Genomic DNA, 13,927 nt, shown 5'->3' with positions numbered 1-13,927 from the left:
CAGGGCGCCTGGCGGCGCGCTGCGTCCCCGTCGCGGCGGATCGGCTTGCCGTCGGTGACAGGATCGTCGTCGGGCTGCGCGACGATGCGCTGGCGCGGGCCGCGCTGACGGCGTACGCGCTGCCGTTGGCCGTGATGCTGGGGGCGGCGCTGCTGGCGGACATGGCGGGCGGCGGCGACCACATCATCGCCCTGGCGATGGCGGGCGGCCTGGCGGCGGGCCTCGCACTTGCACGTTGGGCCGGCGTGCGGGCGGCGGAGGGACCACGGGTACTGCGGCACGCAAGCGCGCTTGCGGGTGACACTGGCGGACAGAGGAACGCGGCATGAACGAATACCTGCTGCTGCTCCTGTCGACCGCGCTCATCAACAACGTGGTGCTGGTGAAGTTCCTCGGCCTGTGCCCGACGATGGGGGTTTCGAAGAGCATCGATGCGGCGCTGGGGATGGGGCTGGCGACCACCTTCGTGATCACGCTCGCCGCTGCGGCGAGCTGGATGCTCGAACACTGGCTGCTGGCGCCGTTCGAGCTCGGCTTCCTGCGCATCCTAAGCTTCATCCTGGTTATTGCCGCCGCGGTGCAATTCACCGAGATGGCGATCCGCAAGACGAGTCCTGCACTGTACGAGAGCCTGGGCATCTACCTGCCGCTGATCACGACCAACTGCGCGGTGCTGGGCGTGGCGCTGCTGAACGTGCAGCAGGGTTACGGATTCCTCAAGAGCGTGCTGTTCGGCTTCGGCTCCGCGCTCGGCTTCACCATCGTCCTGCTCATCTTCGCCGGCCTGCGCGAACGTCTCGCGCTCGCCAGCGTGCCCGCAGCCTTTTCGGGCGCGCCCGCGGCCTTCATCACCATAAGCCTGCTGAGCCTCGCCTTCATGGGCTTTTCCGGGCTCATCCCGGCCTGAGGAGAACACATCATGCTTGCCGCCATCCTCAGTCTCACGATCCTCGGAGCGGTGCTGGGCGCCGTGCTCGGTATCGCGAACCGCTTCTTCCATGTGGAGGGCAATCCTCTGGTCGAGGAAATCGAGGCGCTGATGCCCGGTTCCAACTGCGGTCAGTGCGGTTTTCCCGGCTGCGCCGGAGCGGCGGCGGCGATCGCGGCGGGGGACGCGTCTCCGGCGTGTTGCCCGCCCGGCGGGCGATCGCTCGCGGTGACGATCGCGCAGCGTCTGGGCGTGAGCGTCGAGCTCGGCGGCGCGGACGATCCGGGGCCGCTGGTCGCGGACATCGACGAATCGATCTGCATCGGCTGCACGCGCTGCATCCGCGCGTGCCCGACCGATGCGATCCTGGGTGGGCCGAAGCAGATCCATAACGTGCTGCGTGATGCGTGCAGCGGCTGCGCACAGTGCATCGACCAATGCCCCACCGAGGCGATGGTGATGCAGCCCGTGCCGGTCACGCTGCAGCAGTGGTTCTGGCCGAAACCGGCGTTGCAGGGCTGAGGAGGGGACGGACATGGGCATTCTCGATCGATTCCTGCGCGCGGCGCATTTCAGCGGCGGCGTTCATCCCGATGACCACAAGCGTCCGGCCGCGGATGCCACGTTGCGCGTGATGCCGCCGCCGGCCCGCGTGTACGTGCCGCTGGTGCAACACATCGGCAGCCCGGCGCGCGCCGTTGTCACCGTCGGCGATCTCGTGAAAAAGGGGCAGCGCATCGGCGAGCCGATGGGGGCCGTGTCGGCAGCGATCCATGCGCCGACGTCGGGGCGCGTGATCGCGATCGGCGACATCGTCGCGCCGCATCCGTCCGGCTTGCCGGTGCGGGGGGTCACCATTGAAAGCGATGGCCGCGACGAGTGGTGCGAGCTGGAAACCTGCGACGATCCGTTCGCGCTCGACCCGGCGGAGATCGGCCGTCGCGTGGCGCAGGCGGGCGTGGTCGGCCTCGGCGGCGCCGCATTTCCATCGGCCGTGAAGCTCTCGGGCGGGCTCGGCGCGCGTGTCGAGCTGCTGATCATCAATGCGAGCGAGTGCGAGCCCTTCCTGTCCTGCGACGACCGCCTGATGCGCGACCGTGCCGCGGAGGCCGTCGATGGCATCGCGATCATGCTGCACGCAACGGGCGCGCGCGAGGCGCGGATCGGCATCGAGGACAACAAGCCGGAAGCGATCGCCGCGATGCGCGCGGCGGTGGCCGGGCAGCCGCGCATCCGCGTCGAGGTGATCCCGACGCGCTATCCGATGGGTTCGGAAAAGCATCTCATCCTCGTGCTGACCGGGCGCGAGGTGCCGGCCGAGGGGCGTCCGTCGGACATCGGCGTCGTCGTGCATAACGTCGGCACCGCGGTGGCGGTGCGCAACGCAGTCCGCTTCGGGCGTCCGCTGGTATCGCGCCTCGTCACGGTGAATGGCGCCTGCGTGCGCGAGCCGGGAAACGTCGAAGTGCCTATCGGCACGCTCGCCGGGGAGGTGCTCGCCTTCTGCGGCGGCCTGCGCGCCGATCATGGCGGCCCCTCGCGCCTGCTGCTGGGCGGGCCGATGACCGGCATGCAGGTGTCGACGCTCGAAGTTCCGGTGATCAAGGGCACGGGCGGAATCCTGGTGCTCGATGCGGCGGAGGTCGGGGAGGGCGACGGCGGTCCGTGCATCCGCTGCGGCGATTGCATGCGCGCCTGCCCGGTCGGCCTGCTGCCGCTGGAGATCGCCGCGCGGGTGCGTGCGGGCGAGGTGGACAAGGCCGCGAGCTTCGGCCTCGCGGACTGCATCGCCTGCGGATGCTGCGCCTATGTGTGTCCGTCGCGCATCCCGCTCGTGCAGTATTTCCACCACGCAAAGGGCGAGCTCGCGGCGCGGGCGCGCGGCACGCAGCGGAATGAGACGATCCGCAGCCTCACGCGGGCGAAAGCCGAACGGATCGAGCGCGACGAACGCGAGAAGGCCGAGGCACTCGCGCGGCGCGCGGCTGCGACGGTGGCCGCGGCCGCGGCCGTGAAGCAGGCGGCCGCCTCCGTCGAGAAGGCTGCCGAGACCGAAAACGAGGAATCCGGAGTCTGCGCATGAGCGCCGGCGATCAGTTCATGCCGGCGGCGGCTCCGCATGCGCACGCAGGGGCGGACGTCGGACGCACGATGCGCCGCGTGCAGCTGGCGCTGCTGCCCGCCACCCTGTTCGGGTTCTGGATTTTCGGCTGGCCGGCGGTGAATCTGTTCGTGATCACTGTCGGGGCTGCTCTGCTCACGGAGGTTTTCTGTCAGCGTCTGCGCGGCTGCGAGAGCCGGTTGTGGGACGGTTCGGCGCTGCTCACCGGCTGGCTGCTGGCGCTCTCCCTGCCGCCGTGGGCGCCGGCCTGGATCGGCGCGCTCGGCGGCTTCATCGCCATCGCCATCGGCAAGCAGGTGTACGGCGGGCTCGGGCAGAATCTCTTCAATCCGGCGATGGTGGCGCGCGTGGCGCTGCTCGTGTCCTTTCCGGTGGTGATGACGCATTGGGTGGCGCCGCTGCCGCTCGGGTCGGCGGGGGCGCCGGGTTTCATCGAAGGGCTGCGCATCACGCTCGGGGTGGTGCCGGTGCCCGATGCCGTGACCTCGGCCTCGCTCCTCGGCCATGCCAAGACCGAGCTGTCGCGGGGCATGGATCTCGCGCAGGCGCTCGACGCGGCCGGCGGCACGCTTTCGGCATGGCACGGTTCCCGTCCGGGCAGCCTCGGCGAGACTGGGGCCTTGCTGCTACTTCTGGGCGGACTCTACCTGGTGGTGCGCGGCGTGATCCGTTGGCACATCCCGCTCGGTGTATTCGCGGGGCTCGCGCTGCCCGCCGCGGTGGCGCACGCGATCGATCCGGGGCACTACCTTCCCGTCACGACGCATCTCGTCTCCGGCGCCGTCGTGCTGGGCGCCTTCTTCATCGCAACCGACTACGTCACGTCGCCGAATACGGCCTCCGGGCAGCTGCTCTACGGGCTGGGCATCGGTCTGCTGACCTGGATCATCCGCAGCTGGGGCGGTTATCCGGAAGGGATCGCCTTCGCGGTGCTGCTGTTCAATGCACTGACGCCGGTCATCGACCGCTATTGTCGCCCGCGGATCATGGGGCGGACGCGGCGCGGTGCGCCGATCCGGGCCACGCAAGGGAGTGCCGAATGATTGCTCCCGAAACACCGCGCGGCATCGCCGCGATCCGCGAGCGGCTCGGCTATCAGCCCGTCCTGCTCGCCCTTGCCGCCCTGCTGGCGGGTGCTGCGCTCACGTGGGCGCATGGCGCGACGAAGGCGCCCATCGCGGCCGCCGAAGCGAGCGACCTGCGTAGCACGCTCGCGCAGGTCATGCCCAAGGGTTTTGCCGACAACGACCTGTTGGCGGATGTGGTCGAGGTCGACGGTACGCGCGGGCCGGTGCGGGTGCACGTCGCCCGGCGCGCGGGCGCTCCGGTCGGCGCGGTCTTCCGCATGGCGGAGCGCGGCTACGCCGGCGAGGTGGCGCTGCTGATGGCCGTCGATGCGGACGGGCGCGTCCTCGGCGTGCGCGTGCTGAAGCACGCCGAGACGCCAGGACTGGGCGACAAGATCGACCGCGCGAAGTCTCCATGGATCGACGGTTTCGCCGGCAAGTCGCTCACCGAGCTGGTGCCGGCGCAGTGGGCGGTGAAGAAGGACGGCGGCGTGTTCGACGCCTTCGCCGGCGCCACGATCACGCCGCGCGCGGTGGTGAAGGCGGTCCGCGCCGGGCTGGAATTCTTCTCGGCGCAGCGCGCCGAAATCCTGGGAGGTCGCTCATGAGCCACGCACGCATCCTGCGCGAGGGACTGTGGGGGAACAACGTCGTGTTCTCCCAGATGCTCGCGCTGTGCCCGACCATGGCGGTGACGACCACCGGCACCAACGCCCTCGCGATGGGACTGGCGACGACCGCCGTGCTGGTCGTGTCGAACATGCTCGTGTCGCTCATCCGCGATGTCGTCAGTACGCAGGTGCGCATCCCGGTCTTCGTCGTGCTGATCGCGACGCTGGTGACGATCGTCGATCTGGCGCTGAACGCGTGGGCGCACGAGCTGTACAAGGTGCTGGGGCTCTTCATCGCGCTGATCGTCGTCAATTGCGCGATCCTCGGGCGCGCGGAAGCCTTCGCGAGCAAGAACGGCGTCGCCGCGTCCGCCGTCGACGGCCTGGCGACCGGGCTCGGCTTCACGCTGGCCCTCACCGTGATCGGCCTGATCCGCGAGCTGTTCGGCGCCGGGACGCTGTTCGCACAGGCGAGCCTGCTGCTGGGGCCGAGCTTCGCTTTCCTCGAAATGCGCGTGCCGGCCTATGAGGGCGCCTTGCTGATGATCCTGCCGCCCGGCGGTTTCGCCGTGCTCGGCTTGCTGCTCGCGGCGAAGCGTGTGTTCGAGGGGCGGCGGGCGCGGGCGGCCGCAGCGGTGCCCGTGGCGCAAGGCTGAAGGAGTGTGTCGATGCAGATCATGGTGGCGTATTCGGAACCGGGCCAGCAGGTATCGCTGCTGGTCGAATTACCCGAAGGCAGCAACGTCAAGGACGCCATCGAGCGTTCCGGCATTCTCGGGCTGTTCCCGCACATCGACCTCAAGCTGCAGAAGGTCGGCGTCTATGCGCGGGTGGTCAAGCTCGACGCCGCCCTCAAGGACGGCGACCGCGTCGAGATCTACCGTCCGATCACCTGCGACCCGAAATCCGTGCCGACGCGCAAGACGCGCAACAACGCGGAGGGGCCTGCGGCAGCCTGAGCACGCGCCTCTCGAGGGTTCCTCGCGCAGGGACCTACCTCAGTTGTTCTGCCCCGTCGCGAGCTTGGCCTGCGTGCGGGTTTCGAAGTCGCTCGCGTCGTGCCGCTCGTGAAGCTGCTCGCCGGGTTCGCCCCAGGTGCGATTGACCTTGCGGCCGCGCTGGACGGCCGGGCGCTCGGCGATTTCCCGTGCCCAGCGCAGCACATGCGTGTAGGTGTGCGCCTCGAGGAATTCCCCCGCCTCATACACCTGGTTCAACACCAGCCCGCCGTACCACGGCCAGATCGCGATATCGGCGATCGTGTAGTCCTCGCCGGCGACGTAACGTCGTTCGGCCAGCTGGCGGTTCAGTACGTCGAGCTGGCGCTTGGCCTCCATCACATAGCGGTTGATCGGGTACTCGTACTTCTCCGGGGCATAGACGTAGAAATGGCCGAAGCCGCCACCCAGGAAGGGGGCGCTGCCCATCTGCCAGAACAGCCACGACAGGCACTCGGTCCGCCCGGCGAGCGTCTTCGGCACGAAGGCGTCGAACTTCTCCGCGAGGTACAGCAGGATCGCACCGGACTCGAACACCCGCTGTGGCGGAGTGACGCTGCAGTCGAGCAAGGCGGGAATCTTGGAGTTCGGATTCAGCGCGACGAAGCCGCTGCCGAACTGGTCGCCTTCGGAGATGCGGATCAGGTGGGCATCGTACTCGGCCCCGGCGATCCCGCATTCGAGCAGTTCCTCCAGCATGATCGTGACCTTTACGCCATTCGGTGTCGCCAGCGAATACAGCTGCAAGGGGTGCTTGCCGACCGGGAGCGGCTTCTCGTGCGTGGGGCCCGCGATCGGGCGGTTGATGTTGGCGAACTTGCCACCACTGGGGGCTTCCCACTTCCAGACTCGTGGTGGTGTGTAGGTGTTGTCGCTCATCGGGATCTCCTTCGACGTTCAATTCTGACGCTGAAGTCTTGCGCAACTTCGCATTTAGAATATCGAACCCTCATCGACCCGGTGCTTCCATGAAAATTCCTTCGTCCGCTCTTTTCGTCCTGCTGCTGTGTTCGGCGCCCGTGTTGGCGCAGACGACAACCGCCGCGAAGCCCGCATCGATGCGCATGGCGCCAGTGCCGTTCAAGGGAACGGATTACAGCGGTGTCTATGACTGCCGCGGCATGGACAGCCATGAAGGGCCGTACAACGGCGTCGTGACCCTGGAGCTCGTGCCGTCGCAGAGCAACGGCGAGCATGGCGCCTATCGCTTCAAGCTCGAGGTGCCCGGATATGGCGAGTACCCCGGCCACGCTGCGGCGAAGGGCAGGGAGATGGGCATCTTCTTCGCGAACACCGATCCGTTGCCCAAGGATTACGGCACCGGGCTGGCGTCGTTCGCAAAGGGCAAGAACGGCAAGTGGATGTTCACGAAGTACTACTACCAGCCCGAATTCAAGGGCGGAAACTTCGGAAACGAAACCTGTTTCCAGCGCTAGTGCTCTGCGGCGCCTACGGAAAACCGGGGCGAGGGCCCGCCCCGGTTTCGCGTCGCGCGGTGATTGCCGCGCGTCAGCCGGCCTTGACCGCGAGCACGGGGCAGTCCACCTTCAGCAGGAGATCCTGCGCGGTGCTGCCAAGGAACAGCTTGCCCACCGGCGAGCGTCTGCGCAAACCGATGATGACCAGGGATGCCTGCAGCCTTTCGACCATTTCCTCGATTTCCTCGACTGCGCTCTTGCCGCGCACGAACTGCTTGAATTCCGAGTCGATGCCGGACGACGCGAGCATCTTCTCGATGTCCTCGGCGTCGGCGGAATCGGCGAGCGAGGGGTCGGTCGCAGTGCCGCCCGGGCCGGCATTGACGACGACGAGATGCTCTTGGAAACGGCGCGCGAGCTCGATTCCCTTATCGAGGGCGGCGCGGCCTTCCGGGCGAGGGGCATAAGCGACGATGATGGTCATGGTTATTCCTCGTATCGTGTAACGGCAGGGTTGCCGGCCGGACCGCGGCGGGCGCGCCGGTCGGATTGCAAGCATCGTACAACACCGCATCGGAAACCGTATTCCTTTGTCGCGGGTCCGAAGCGATACGTATGCACCTTTTTTTCTCCGTTTCACCGTTTCACGATGAAAGCTTCTGCGACCATGACAATCAAGCAACTCTCCTGCGGCCTACTGGTCGTCAATGAGCGCTCCGAGTTGCTTCTCGGCCACTCGACGGGAAGCAGTCACTGGGATCTGCCCAAGGGGCTCATCGAGGCGGGAGAAGCGCCGGCGAGCTGCGCACTCCGGGAGGCACGCGAGGAATTTGGTCTCGAGTTCGCAGCCGATCGCCTCGTCGATATCGGTCGCCACGCCTACTACCGGGGCAAGGACTTGCACCTGTTTGCGGTCGGCGCCATGTCGAACGAGATCCGGCCCGAGCTTTGCCGGTGCTCCAGCTACTTCGCGCACTACGAAACCGGCCGGCAGGTTCCCGAGATCGACGCTTTTGCCTGGACCGCCGATGCGCAGTTGCCGTCCGTGCTGGCAAACAGCATGCGGCGACTGCTTCTCGATAGGGGGCTGCTTGCTCATGCTCGAGCGCTGCTCAGGTCGAGCGGATGAGTTGAGCTCGAGCGCCTGTCCCGGACGCCCGGCGAAGTAAGGCCGGGCGCGTCTCTCAGGTCGTTTGCTTCCGGAGCAACAAACCGGCGCCTAGTGCATCGTCAAGCAATGGGAACAAACGGCGGGCGATGGTCCCACCGGTTTGTCCTCCGGGCGAACCGGTCCTTCGAACAGTGCGAGAAAGAAGTTCCCGAAGCGCTTGTCTCCGGTGATCTCCTCTCCGATCCAGGAGGGCAGGGCAATTTTCTGCCCCACGTGCGAGAGCTCGAGTTCGGCAATGACGAGCCCGGTGTGGCGGCCTTCGAACACGTCGACCTCGAACAGATGGTCGAGGTATTCGATCAAATACCGCGTCTTCTGAATGATGCGATTGCCACAGTGCTCGAGCAGGATGTGCCAGGCATCGTCGGTGGGGATCGGGTACTCGAATTCGTCGCGCACGAAGCCCTGGCGTGGACCCTTCAGCGTGAGATAGGAACGGTCACCGTGGATCCGCACGCGCGTCGTCATCGCACCGGATTCCTTTGCCACGTAGCCCTGGACGATGCGCTTGCCGACTCTGCCATCGAGGATCTGCGGATCCCGAACGAGAAACCGGCGCTCGATTTCTTGCCCCATGCCCTCGATCCCCCTTGCGATAAACCCGAATTCTAGCAAAGAAATACACCTTCATTGGTGCATTGCAATATGGTCGCAAATTGAATTCGGTTCGCGTCGTCGGCAAGTGTGCGACGTTTCCTGGTTCGCTCGAACAGCGCACGTTTGAAATCGGGGATCGGCGAGACGACGATGTCCGGTCCCGTTCTCGCCGGGGGCTGCCGAAGCCGCTTCACGCACGGGCCGTTTGCGATCCGGATGAAGGCATGCAGGAACTCGAGTTGCTGCGCCTGCCGATCGATGCGCACGTCGGGCGTTGGCAGGAGAGTCTGCAGCAAGGCGTGCCTCCGCGGGTACAGGTACGCCTCGAAGCGTTCGCGGTCGTCTAGGGCCATGCCGCGGACTGGTCCTCGGCGAGTTCGTCGGAGCGAACCCGCCAGGATATGGCGTGAGCGGGGGTGCCTTGTTACATCGGTCAATCCCGCATAATGTGTTTATACGGTTTTCAACGGTTGCGAGTGAGGTCTTTGATGAAAGTATCTTCCGGCGCACGAGGCCGCAGCCGCGCCGATCGGGCCGCAGCACCAGATGTGCGTTCGAGTGGGAAGGGCGTGGAAGGGATCCCGGCCCCCGTCGCGGCGAGCGGTACGCCGACCGCGGCCGTTGCGGACGAGGCGGCGGCAAAGGAAGGGAAAGGCAAGAGGAACGGCCTCAGGAAACCGAAGCTGGTGCGTGACAGTTTCACGTTTCCCGAAGCCGATCATGCACGGCTCGGCGAACTCAAGCAGCGTGCACTCAAGTCCGGTCGCGAAATCAAGAAGAGCGAACTGTTGCGGGCGGGGCTGGCTGTCCTAGTGGCGATGCCGGACGCGGCCTTCCTCGCGGCGCTCGATGGCGTGGAGCGGATCAAGACCGGGCGCCCGGCCAAATAGCGCGTGCTGCCGTTGCGTTCCTGCCGGCGACGTTTCCGCGCAGGCTCTACGGTGCGAGCACGCGCACGACGATGTCTTCACCGAAGCCGTTGCGGAACAGCCTCTCGGTGACAACCGCCCGCTCTATCGGTGTGAGTGCCTGCGCGAGGGATTGCCCGACGTTGAAATGCCCCGCGCGAACGTGTTGTTCGATGTGACGAGCGGTTTCGAGGATCTTCTGGTGGCGGTTGGCAGGGCGCATTCCCGCCCCGTTGCCGTCGATGACCGTGAGCATCATTTGCGTGTGGAACCGCGGCCAGCCGGCCGGGGAGGTCGGGCCGCGACGGCAAGCCGCCGAAGCCTTTGCAGACGCCTCGTCACACCCTCCTTTCCCGTCTGCGTCTGGTTGCTGAGATCAGCCCTGTCCTGCGCGCGCTTCATCGTCCCGGTTGCATCGTCCGGCTGATGGCGGTTTATATCGTTAAAACAGTTTATACGCTTTTATCGCGAGATCAAGGGCGGTCGTCGTGACATTGCGGCGCAGACGTGTAGTGGGGATTCTCCGAGTTCGGCGAAAAAAATCCCTGCGCACCACCATCGGGTGCGCAGGGATCGACGTGAGCACGGTCAGTGGTGCCCGGGAAGCTTGCGGGTGGTTACCGCCTCAGACGGTGAGCGGTGGATGGGATCGTGCCCTATGCCGATTTCCTTGCCCGGCGCGAGCTTTCCTCATTCGCTTCGGTCGGGCCTTCGCTGGCCGGTTCGCTCGCGCCGGTCGCACGCTTGGCGAGCTGGAGTGCGGACATCACGGCGGCCAGGGCGAGGTCCGTGCCGGCGGGTGCGGAGCGGGCCGCGTTGTCGATGCTGGTCGCGAGTTCGCGGTTGAATTCGGCGATTCGCGGCTCCATGAGCTGCAGGATCGCCTGTTGTCCCTCGCTGACGATTTCGTAGGCGCCGCGGACGCACGCGGTCGCATTGTCGATCGCCGACTGGCCAAGCCCCATGTCGTGCGTGAGGAGTTCGCCCGCCTTCTGCGGATCCAGCATCGTGGTGACCCGGCTGGCGCCATCCTGCAACAGGGTGCGAGAAGTCCCGAGGTTCAACGCCATCAGACGGGCGCTGGTGTCGAAGGCGATGTTGAACACGGCGGTCATCGTGTCGAGACCGGCCTTGCCGGAATCGACGATTTTTTCTGCGGTGGCGATCATTGCTTACTCCAGTGGCAATCGGTGGACAGCAGGTGGGAACCCCGGTGCGAGCCTGCGACGCAGGTGCACGTCCGTCTAGATAGCAGACCGATGTTATGGATTTGTTGTCGTCGGTCGGGGCGATACTTTCCAGGGGCCGCAATTCACGTCTCCCGGGGTATTGGTAGCCGCGATCATTGCGAGGCCCCGGAGCTGACGGGGTGGGGCTGGTTCATGTGGATTGTTCCGTCACCCTTGCGCGTGCACGGAACCGGGCGCTCGGAGTTCATCCATCGGAGGGGCACGACATTCCGCTGCATGACGGCCCGTGGGCTGCTGGCCAATTGCAGCAATGGGGGGAGGGGGCGTGGCCGGAGTCGATGTGCCTGAAAGCCTTGGCGCCGCCCGTTTGTAGCCCTCGCCAGGACCTTCATCGGCGTTCCGGAGGCCGGGAGCCCCCGGAACGTCTTCGCCGAATCACTTCACGTCGAAGCGGTCCAGGTTCATCACCTTGTTCCAGGCCGCCACGAAGTCGCGCACGAACTTCTCCTGCACGTCGTCCTGTGCATAGACTTCCGCCAATGCGCGCAGCTGCGAGTTGGAGCCGAAGACCAGGTCCACGCGGGTGCCTGTCCATCTGGGCACACCGGTCTTGCGGTCACGCCCTTCGAAGCAGTCGCCTGCATCCGAGGTCGGTTTCCACTCTGTTCGCATGTCCAGGAGGTTGAGGAAGAAGTCGTTGGTCAGCACCTGAGGCCGCAGGGTAAATACGCCGTGCGGCGAATTTCCCGCATTGGCACCCAAGACACGCAGGCCGCCGACCAGCACCGTCATTTCGGGGGCGCTCAGGGTCAGCAGTTGCGCCTTGTCCACCAGCATCTCCTCGGCCGACACCGTGCAGGCCGGCTTCCGGTAGTTGCGGAAACCATCGGCGAACGGTTCCAGCACGGCGAACGATTCCGCATCGGTCTGCGCCTGCAATGCGTCCCCGCGGCCCGGGGTGAATGGCACGTCCACCGGATGCCCGCCAGCCTTGGCCGCTGCTTCGACAGCAGCGCAGCCGCCCAGCACGATCAGGTCCGCCATCGAGACTTTCTTGCCGTCCGTCCGGGCGCCGTTGAACGTTTGCTGGATCCCCTCGAGCGTTGCCAGGACGCGGGCCAGCTGATCGGGCTGGTTCGCCTCCCAGTCCTTCTGCGGTGCCAGACGGATGCGCGCGCCGTTCGCGCCGCCGCGCTTGTCCGAGCCGCGGAAGGTGGACGCCGAGGCCCAGGCGGTGGAAACCAGTTCGGCCACCGACAGTCCCGAGGCCATGATCCTGGCCTTCAGCGCGGCGATGTCCGCGCTGTCGATCAGGGGGTGATCGACGGCGGGAACCGGATCCTGCCAGATCAGGTCTTCGGCCGGCACTTCGGGGCCGAGGTAGAGGATCTTGGGCCCCATGTCGCGGTGGGTCAGCTTGAACCACGCGCGCGCAAACGCGTCGGCGAAGGCCTGCGGATCCCGATGGAAGCGGCGCGCGATGGGCTCGTAGATCGGGTCGAAGCGCAGCGACAGGTCGGCCGTGGTCATCATCGGCGGATGCCTCTTCCCCGGGTCGTGCGCGTCCGGAACCATGTGTTCCGGCTTGACGTCCTTTGCCACCCACTGGTGGGCCCCGGCCGGGCTCTTGGTCAGTTCCCATTCGTAGCCGAAGAGCATGTCGAAGTAGCCGTTGTCCCACGTGGTCGGATTCGGTTTCCACGCGCCCTCGATGCCGCTGGTGGTGGTGTCGCCGCCCTTGCCGGAACCGAAGCGGTTGATCCAGCCCAAGCCTTGCGCTTCGATGGGGGCTCCTTCGGGCTCGGGGCCGACGAGGGCCGGGTCGCCGGCGCCATGGGCCTTGCCGAAGGTGTGTCCGCCGGCGACGAGCGCCACGGTCTCCTCGTCGTTCATTGCCATGCGGGCGAAGGTCTCGCGTACGTCGCGACCGGAGGCCACCGGATCCGGGTTGCCATTCGGGCCTTCCGGGTTCACGTAGATCAGGCCCATCTGCACCGCGGCGAACGGATTGGCCAGTTCGCGGTCCCCGCTGTAACGCTTGTCGCCAAGCCAGGTGTCCTCGTTGCCCCAGTAGATGTCCTCCTCGGGCTGCCAGATGTCCGCGCGTCCGCCGCCGAAGCCAAAGGTCTTGAAGCCCATGGATTCGAGCGCGCAGTTCCCCGCCAGGATCATCAGATCAGCCCAGGAGATCTTATTGCCGTACTTCTGCTTGATCGGCCAGAGCAGGCGGCGTGCCTTGTCCAGATTGCCGTTGTCCGGCCAGCTATTGACCGGCGCGAAGCGCTGGTTTCCGGTGCCGCCACCACCCCGGCCATCGGCGGTGCGATAGGTGCCCGCACTGTGCCACGCCATGCGGATGAACAGGCCGCCGTAGTGCCCCCAGTCGGCGGGCCACCAGTCCTGGGAATCCGTCATCAGTGCGTGCAGATCCTTCTTCAGCGCGCTCAGATCGAGTTTCCGAAACTCGGTGGCGTAGTCGAAGTCGGCGCCCATTGGGTTGGAAGCCGGTGCGTGCTGGTGAAGGATGTTCAGGTTCAACTGGTTCGGCCACCAGTCCCGATTCGACCGAACGCCAACCGTTGTACGTCCGCCATGCATGCCGGTAAAGGGACACTTGTTCTCGTTGTTCATGCGTGAGTTCTCCTTGCGACGGTGAGTGGGGCAGAAGCGTTACTCACCTTAGCCGCCCAGCATTGCACTTTCTATCGATTTCTATGCATCGGTGCGATAGTTTCAAGTCATCCCGGCCAAGTATGTGCCGCGCACGCGTCGGATGTATGGGGGGTGTCCTGAGAGCGCGGAGCGCGAGTCGCTCGCGCAGGAGGCGAGCACCGTCCGCAATGAGGGGAATCGCGGGTGAGGAGAAGCTCCGGAGGGGCTCGCCGTGAGCACTGTTCCGTTAGCGGAACGGAAAGGC

The 13,927-nt window shown here is 66.2% G+C and carries 18 protein-coding genes; 11 read left to right on the top strand and 7 right to left on the bottom strand.

Annotated features, from left to right (window positions below; genetic code table 11):
* From GO615_RS04645 to GO615_RS04610, 8 genes are all read left to right on the top strand, one after another.
* Positions 1 to 329, top strand: a 329-nt coding sequence (locus tag GO615_RS04645; RefSeq protein WP_169125873.1) for a SoxR reducing system RseC family protein, incomplete at its 5' end; no start/stop codon positions are given.
* Complete coding sequence (gene rsxA / locus GO615_RS04640; RefSeq protein ID WP_169125872.1) at positions 326 to 907, top strand: electron transport complex subunit RsxA; 582 nt, start codon at positions 326 to 328, stop codon at positions 905 to 907. The genes GO615_RS04645 and rsxA, both read left to right, overlap by 4 nt.
* 12 nt (positions 908 to 919) lie before the next feature.
* Positions 920 to 1,450 (top strand): RnfABCDGE type electron transport complex subunit B, encoded by a 531-nt coding sequence (locus tag GO615_RS04635; protein WP_169125871.1) that lies wholly within the window; start codon positions 920 to 922, stop codon positions 1,448 to 1,450.
* Positions 1,451 to 1,463: 13 nt separating this feature from the next.
* The gene (gene rsxC / locus GO615_RS04630) at positions 1,464 to 3,011 is read left to right on the top strand and encodes an electron transport complex subunit RsxC (protein ID WP_211166951.1); all 1,548 of its coding nucleotides are present in this window, start codon (positions 1,464 to 1,466) and stop codon (positions 3,009 to 3,011) included.
* On the top strand, positions 3,008 to 4,093 hold the full coding sequence (locus tag GO615_RS04625; RefSeq protein WP_169125870.1) for an RnfABCDGE type electron transport complex subunit D: 1,086 nt from the start codon (positions 3,008 to 3,010) through the stop codon (positions 4,091 to 4,093). Before rsxC ends, GO615_RS04625 begins: the two co-directional genes overlap by 4 nt.
* Positions 4,090 to 4,725 carry an electron transport complex subunit RsxG gene (gene rsxG / locus GO615_RS04620; RefSeq protein WP_169125869.1) on the top strand — a complete coding sequence of 212 codons (636 nt, stop codon included), beginning with the start codon at positions 4,090 to 4,092 and terminating at the stop codon, positions 4,723 to 4,725. Before GO615_RS04625 ends, rsxG begins: the two co-directional genes overlap by 4 nt.
* Complete coding sequence (locus GO615_RS04615; protein WP_169125868.1) at positions 4,722 to 5,384, top strand: electron transport complex subunit E; 663 nt, start codon at positions 4,722 to 4,724, stop codon at positions 5,382 to 5,384. Before rsxG ends, GO615_RS04615 begins: the two co-directional genes overlap by 4 nt.
* Positions 5,385 to 5,396: 12 nt before the next feature.
* Entirely contained in the window at positions 5,397 to 5,687 is a 291-nt protein-coding gene (locus tag GO615_RS04610) for an RnfH family protein (protein WP_169125867.1), read from the top strand.
* Between the two features lie 39 nt (positions 5,688 to 5,726).
* Here GO615_RS04610 and yghU read toward each other — a convergent pair whose 3' ends face one another.
* Positions 5,727 to 6,605 carry a glutathione-dependent disulfide-bond oxidoreductase gene (gene yghU / locus GO615_RS04605; RefSeq protein ID WP_169125866.1) on the bottom strand — a complete coding sequence of 293 codons (879 nt, stop codon included), beginning with the start codon at positions 6,603 to 6,605 and terminating at the stop codon, positions 5,727 to 5,729.
* 89 nt (positions 6,606 to 6,694) lie between these two features.
* Here yghU and GO615_RS04600 point away from each other — a divergent pair, with 89 nt between their 5' ends.
* Positions 6,695 to 7,162, top strand: coding sequence for a hypothetical protein (locus tag GO615_RS04600; protein ID WP_169125865.1), 468 nt, complete (start codon positions 6,695 to 6,697; stop codon positions 7,160 to 7,162).
* Between the two features lie 73 nt (positions 7,163 to 7,235).
* Here the strand turns inward: GO615_RS04600 and GO615_RS04595 are convergent, their stop codons facing one another.
* Positions 7,236 to 7,628: a universal stress protein gene (locus GO615_RS04595; RefSeq protein ID WP_169125864.1), complete on the bottom strand. Its 393-nt coding sequence runs from the start codon at positions 7,626 to 7,628 to the stop codon at positions 7,236 to 7,238.
* Between the two features lie 183 nt (positions 7,629 to 7,811).
* Here GO615_RS04595 and GO615_RS04590 point away from each other — a divergent pair, with 183 nt between their 5' ends.
* A complete protein-coding gene (locus tag GO615_RS04590; protein ID WP_169125863.1) occupies positions 7,812 to 8,273 on the top strand; it encodes an NUDIX hydrolase in 462 nt (153 codons plus the stop codon).
* A gap of 90 nt (positions 8,274 to 8,363) precedes the next feature.
* Here the strand turns inward: GO615_RS04590 and GO615_RS04585 are convergent, their stop codons facing one another.
* Together GO615_RS04585 and GO615_RS04580 are read right to left on the bottom strand one after the other, a co-directional pair.
* Positions 8,364 to 8,891: a CYTH domain-containing protein gene (locus GO615_RS04585; protein ID WP_169125862.1), complete on the bottom strand. Its 528-nt coding sequence runs from the start codon at positions 8,889 to 8,891 to the stop codon at positions 8,364 to 8,366.
* Between the two features lie 32 nt (positions 8,892 to 8,923).
* Positions 8,924 to 9,265: a hypothetical protein gene (locus GO615_RS04580; protein ID WP_169125861.1), complete on the bottom strand. Its 342-nt coding sequence runs from the start codon at positions 9,263 to 9,265 to the stop codon at positions 8,924 to 8,926.
* A 216-nt stretch (positions 9,266 to 9,481) separates the two neighbouring features.
* Here GO615_RS04580 and GO615_RS04575 point away from each other — a divergent pair, with 216 nt between their 5' ends.
* Positions 9,482 to 9,802: a hypothetical protein gene (locus GO615_RS04575; protein ID WP_169125860.1), complete on the top strand. Its 321-nt coding sequence runs from the start codon at positions 9,482 to 9,484 to the stop codon at positions 9,800 to 9,802.
* Positions 9,803 to 9,848: 46 nt separating this feature from the next.
* Here the strand turns inward: GO615_RS04575 and GO615_RS04570 are convergent, their stop codons facing one another.
* The 3 genes from GO615_RS04570 to katG form a co-directional block, all read right to left on the bottom strand.
* The gene (locus GO615_RS04570) at positions 9,849 to 10,079 is read right to left on the bottom strand and encodes a hypothetical protein (RefSeq protein ID WP_169125859.1); all 231 of its coding nucleotides are present in this window, start codon (positions 10,077 to 10,079) and stop codon (positions 9,849 to 9,851) included.
* A gap of 397 nt (positions 10,080 to 10,476) precedes the next feature.
* The gene (locus tag GO615_RS04565) at positions 10,477 to 10,989 is read right to left on the bottom strand and encodes a phasin family protein (RefSeq protein WP_169125858.1); all 513 of its coding nucleotides are present in this window, start codon (positions 10,987 to 10,989) and stop codon (positions 10,477 to 10,479) included.
* 456 nt (positions 10,990 to 11,445) lie between these two features.
* Positions 11,446 to 13,641, bottom strand: coding sequence for a catalase/peroxidase HPI (gene katG / locus GO615_RS04560; protein ID WP_169125857.1), 2,196 nt, complete (start codon positions 13,639 to 13,641; stop codon positions 11,446 to 11,448).
* Between the last annotated feature and the right edge of the window lie 286 nt (positions 13,642 to 13,927).

It is taken from the genome of Aromatoleum evansii, assembly GCF_012910805.1.
Classification (GTDB): domain Bacteria; phylum Pseudomonadota; class Gammaproteobacteria; order Burkholderiales; family Rhodocyclaceae; genus Aromatoleum; species Aromatoleum evansii.
Note: the sequence above shows the minus strand (reverse complement) of the source record. Positions and strands in the feature narration are given on the sequence as shown.

Excerpts from the sequence above, each read along its gene's own strand:
- rsxA (WP_169125872.1), top strand. The coding sequence starts at position 326 with ATGAACGAATACCTGCTGCTGCTCCTGTCGACCGCGCTCATCAACAAC.
- GO615_RS04635 (WP_169125871.1), top strand. The coding sequence starts at position 920 with ATGCTTGCCGCCATCCTCAGTCTCACGATCCTCGGAGCGGTGCTGGGC.
- rsxC (WP_211166951.1), top strand. The coding sequence starts at position 1,464 with ATGGGCATTCTCGATCGATTCCTGCGCGCGGCGCATTTCAGCGGCGGC.
- GO615_RS04625 (WP_169125870.1), top strand. The coding sequence starts at position 3,008 with ATGAGCGCCGGCGATCAGTTCATGCCGGCGGCGGCTCCGCATGCGCAC.
- rsxG (WP_169125869.1), top strand. The coding sequence starts at position 4,090 with ATGATTGCTCCCGAAACACCGCGCGGCATCGCCGCGATCCGCGAGCGG.
- GO615_RS04615 (WP_169125868.1), top strand. The coding sequence starts at position 4,722 with ATGAGCCACGCACGCATCCTGCGCGAGGGACTGTGGGGGAACAACGTC.
- GO615_RS04610 (WP_169125867.1), top strand. The coding sequence starts at position 5,397 with ATGCAGATCATGGTGGCGTATTCGGAACCGGGCCAGCAGGTATCGCTG.
- yghU (WP_169125866.1), bottom strand. The coding sequence starts at position 6,605 with ATGAGCGACAACACCTACACACCACCACGAGTCTGGAAGTGGGAAGCC.
- GO615_RS04600 (WP_169125865.1), top strand. The coding sequence starts at position 6,695 with ATGAAAATTCCTTCGTCCGCTCTTTTCGTCCTGCTGCTGTGTTCGGCG.
- GO615_RS04595 (WP_169125864.1), bottom strand. The coding sequence starts at position 7,628 with ATGACCATCATCGTCGCTTATGCCCCTCGCCCGGAAGGCCGCGCCGCC.
- GO615_RS04590 (WP_169125863.1), top strand. The coding sequence starts at position 7,812 with ATGACAATCAAGCAACTCTCCTGCGGCCTACTGGTCGTCAATGAGCGC.
- GO615_RS04585 (WP_169125862.1), bottom strand. The coding sequence starts at position 8,891 with ATGGGGCAAGAAATCGAGCGCCGGTTTCTCGTTCGGGATCCGCAGATC.
- GO615_RS04580 (WP_169125861.1), bottom strand. The coding sequence starts at position 9,265 with ATGGCCCTAGACGACCGCGAACGCTTCGAGGCGTACCTGTACCCGCGG.
- GO615_RS04570 (WP_169125859.1), bottom strand. The coding sequence starts at position 10,079 with ATGATGCTCACGGTCATCGACGGCAACGGGGCGGGAATGCGCCCTGCC.
- GO615_RS04565 (WP_169125858.1), bottom strand. The coding sequence starts at position 10,989 with ATGATCGCCACCGCAGAAAAAATCGTCGATTCCGGCAAGGCCGGTCTC.
- katG (WP_169125857.1), bottom strand. The coding sequence starts at position 13,641 with ATGAACAACGAGAACAAGTGTCCCTTTACCGGCATGCATGGCGGACGT.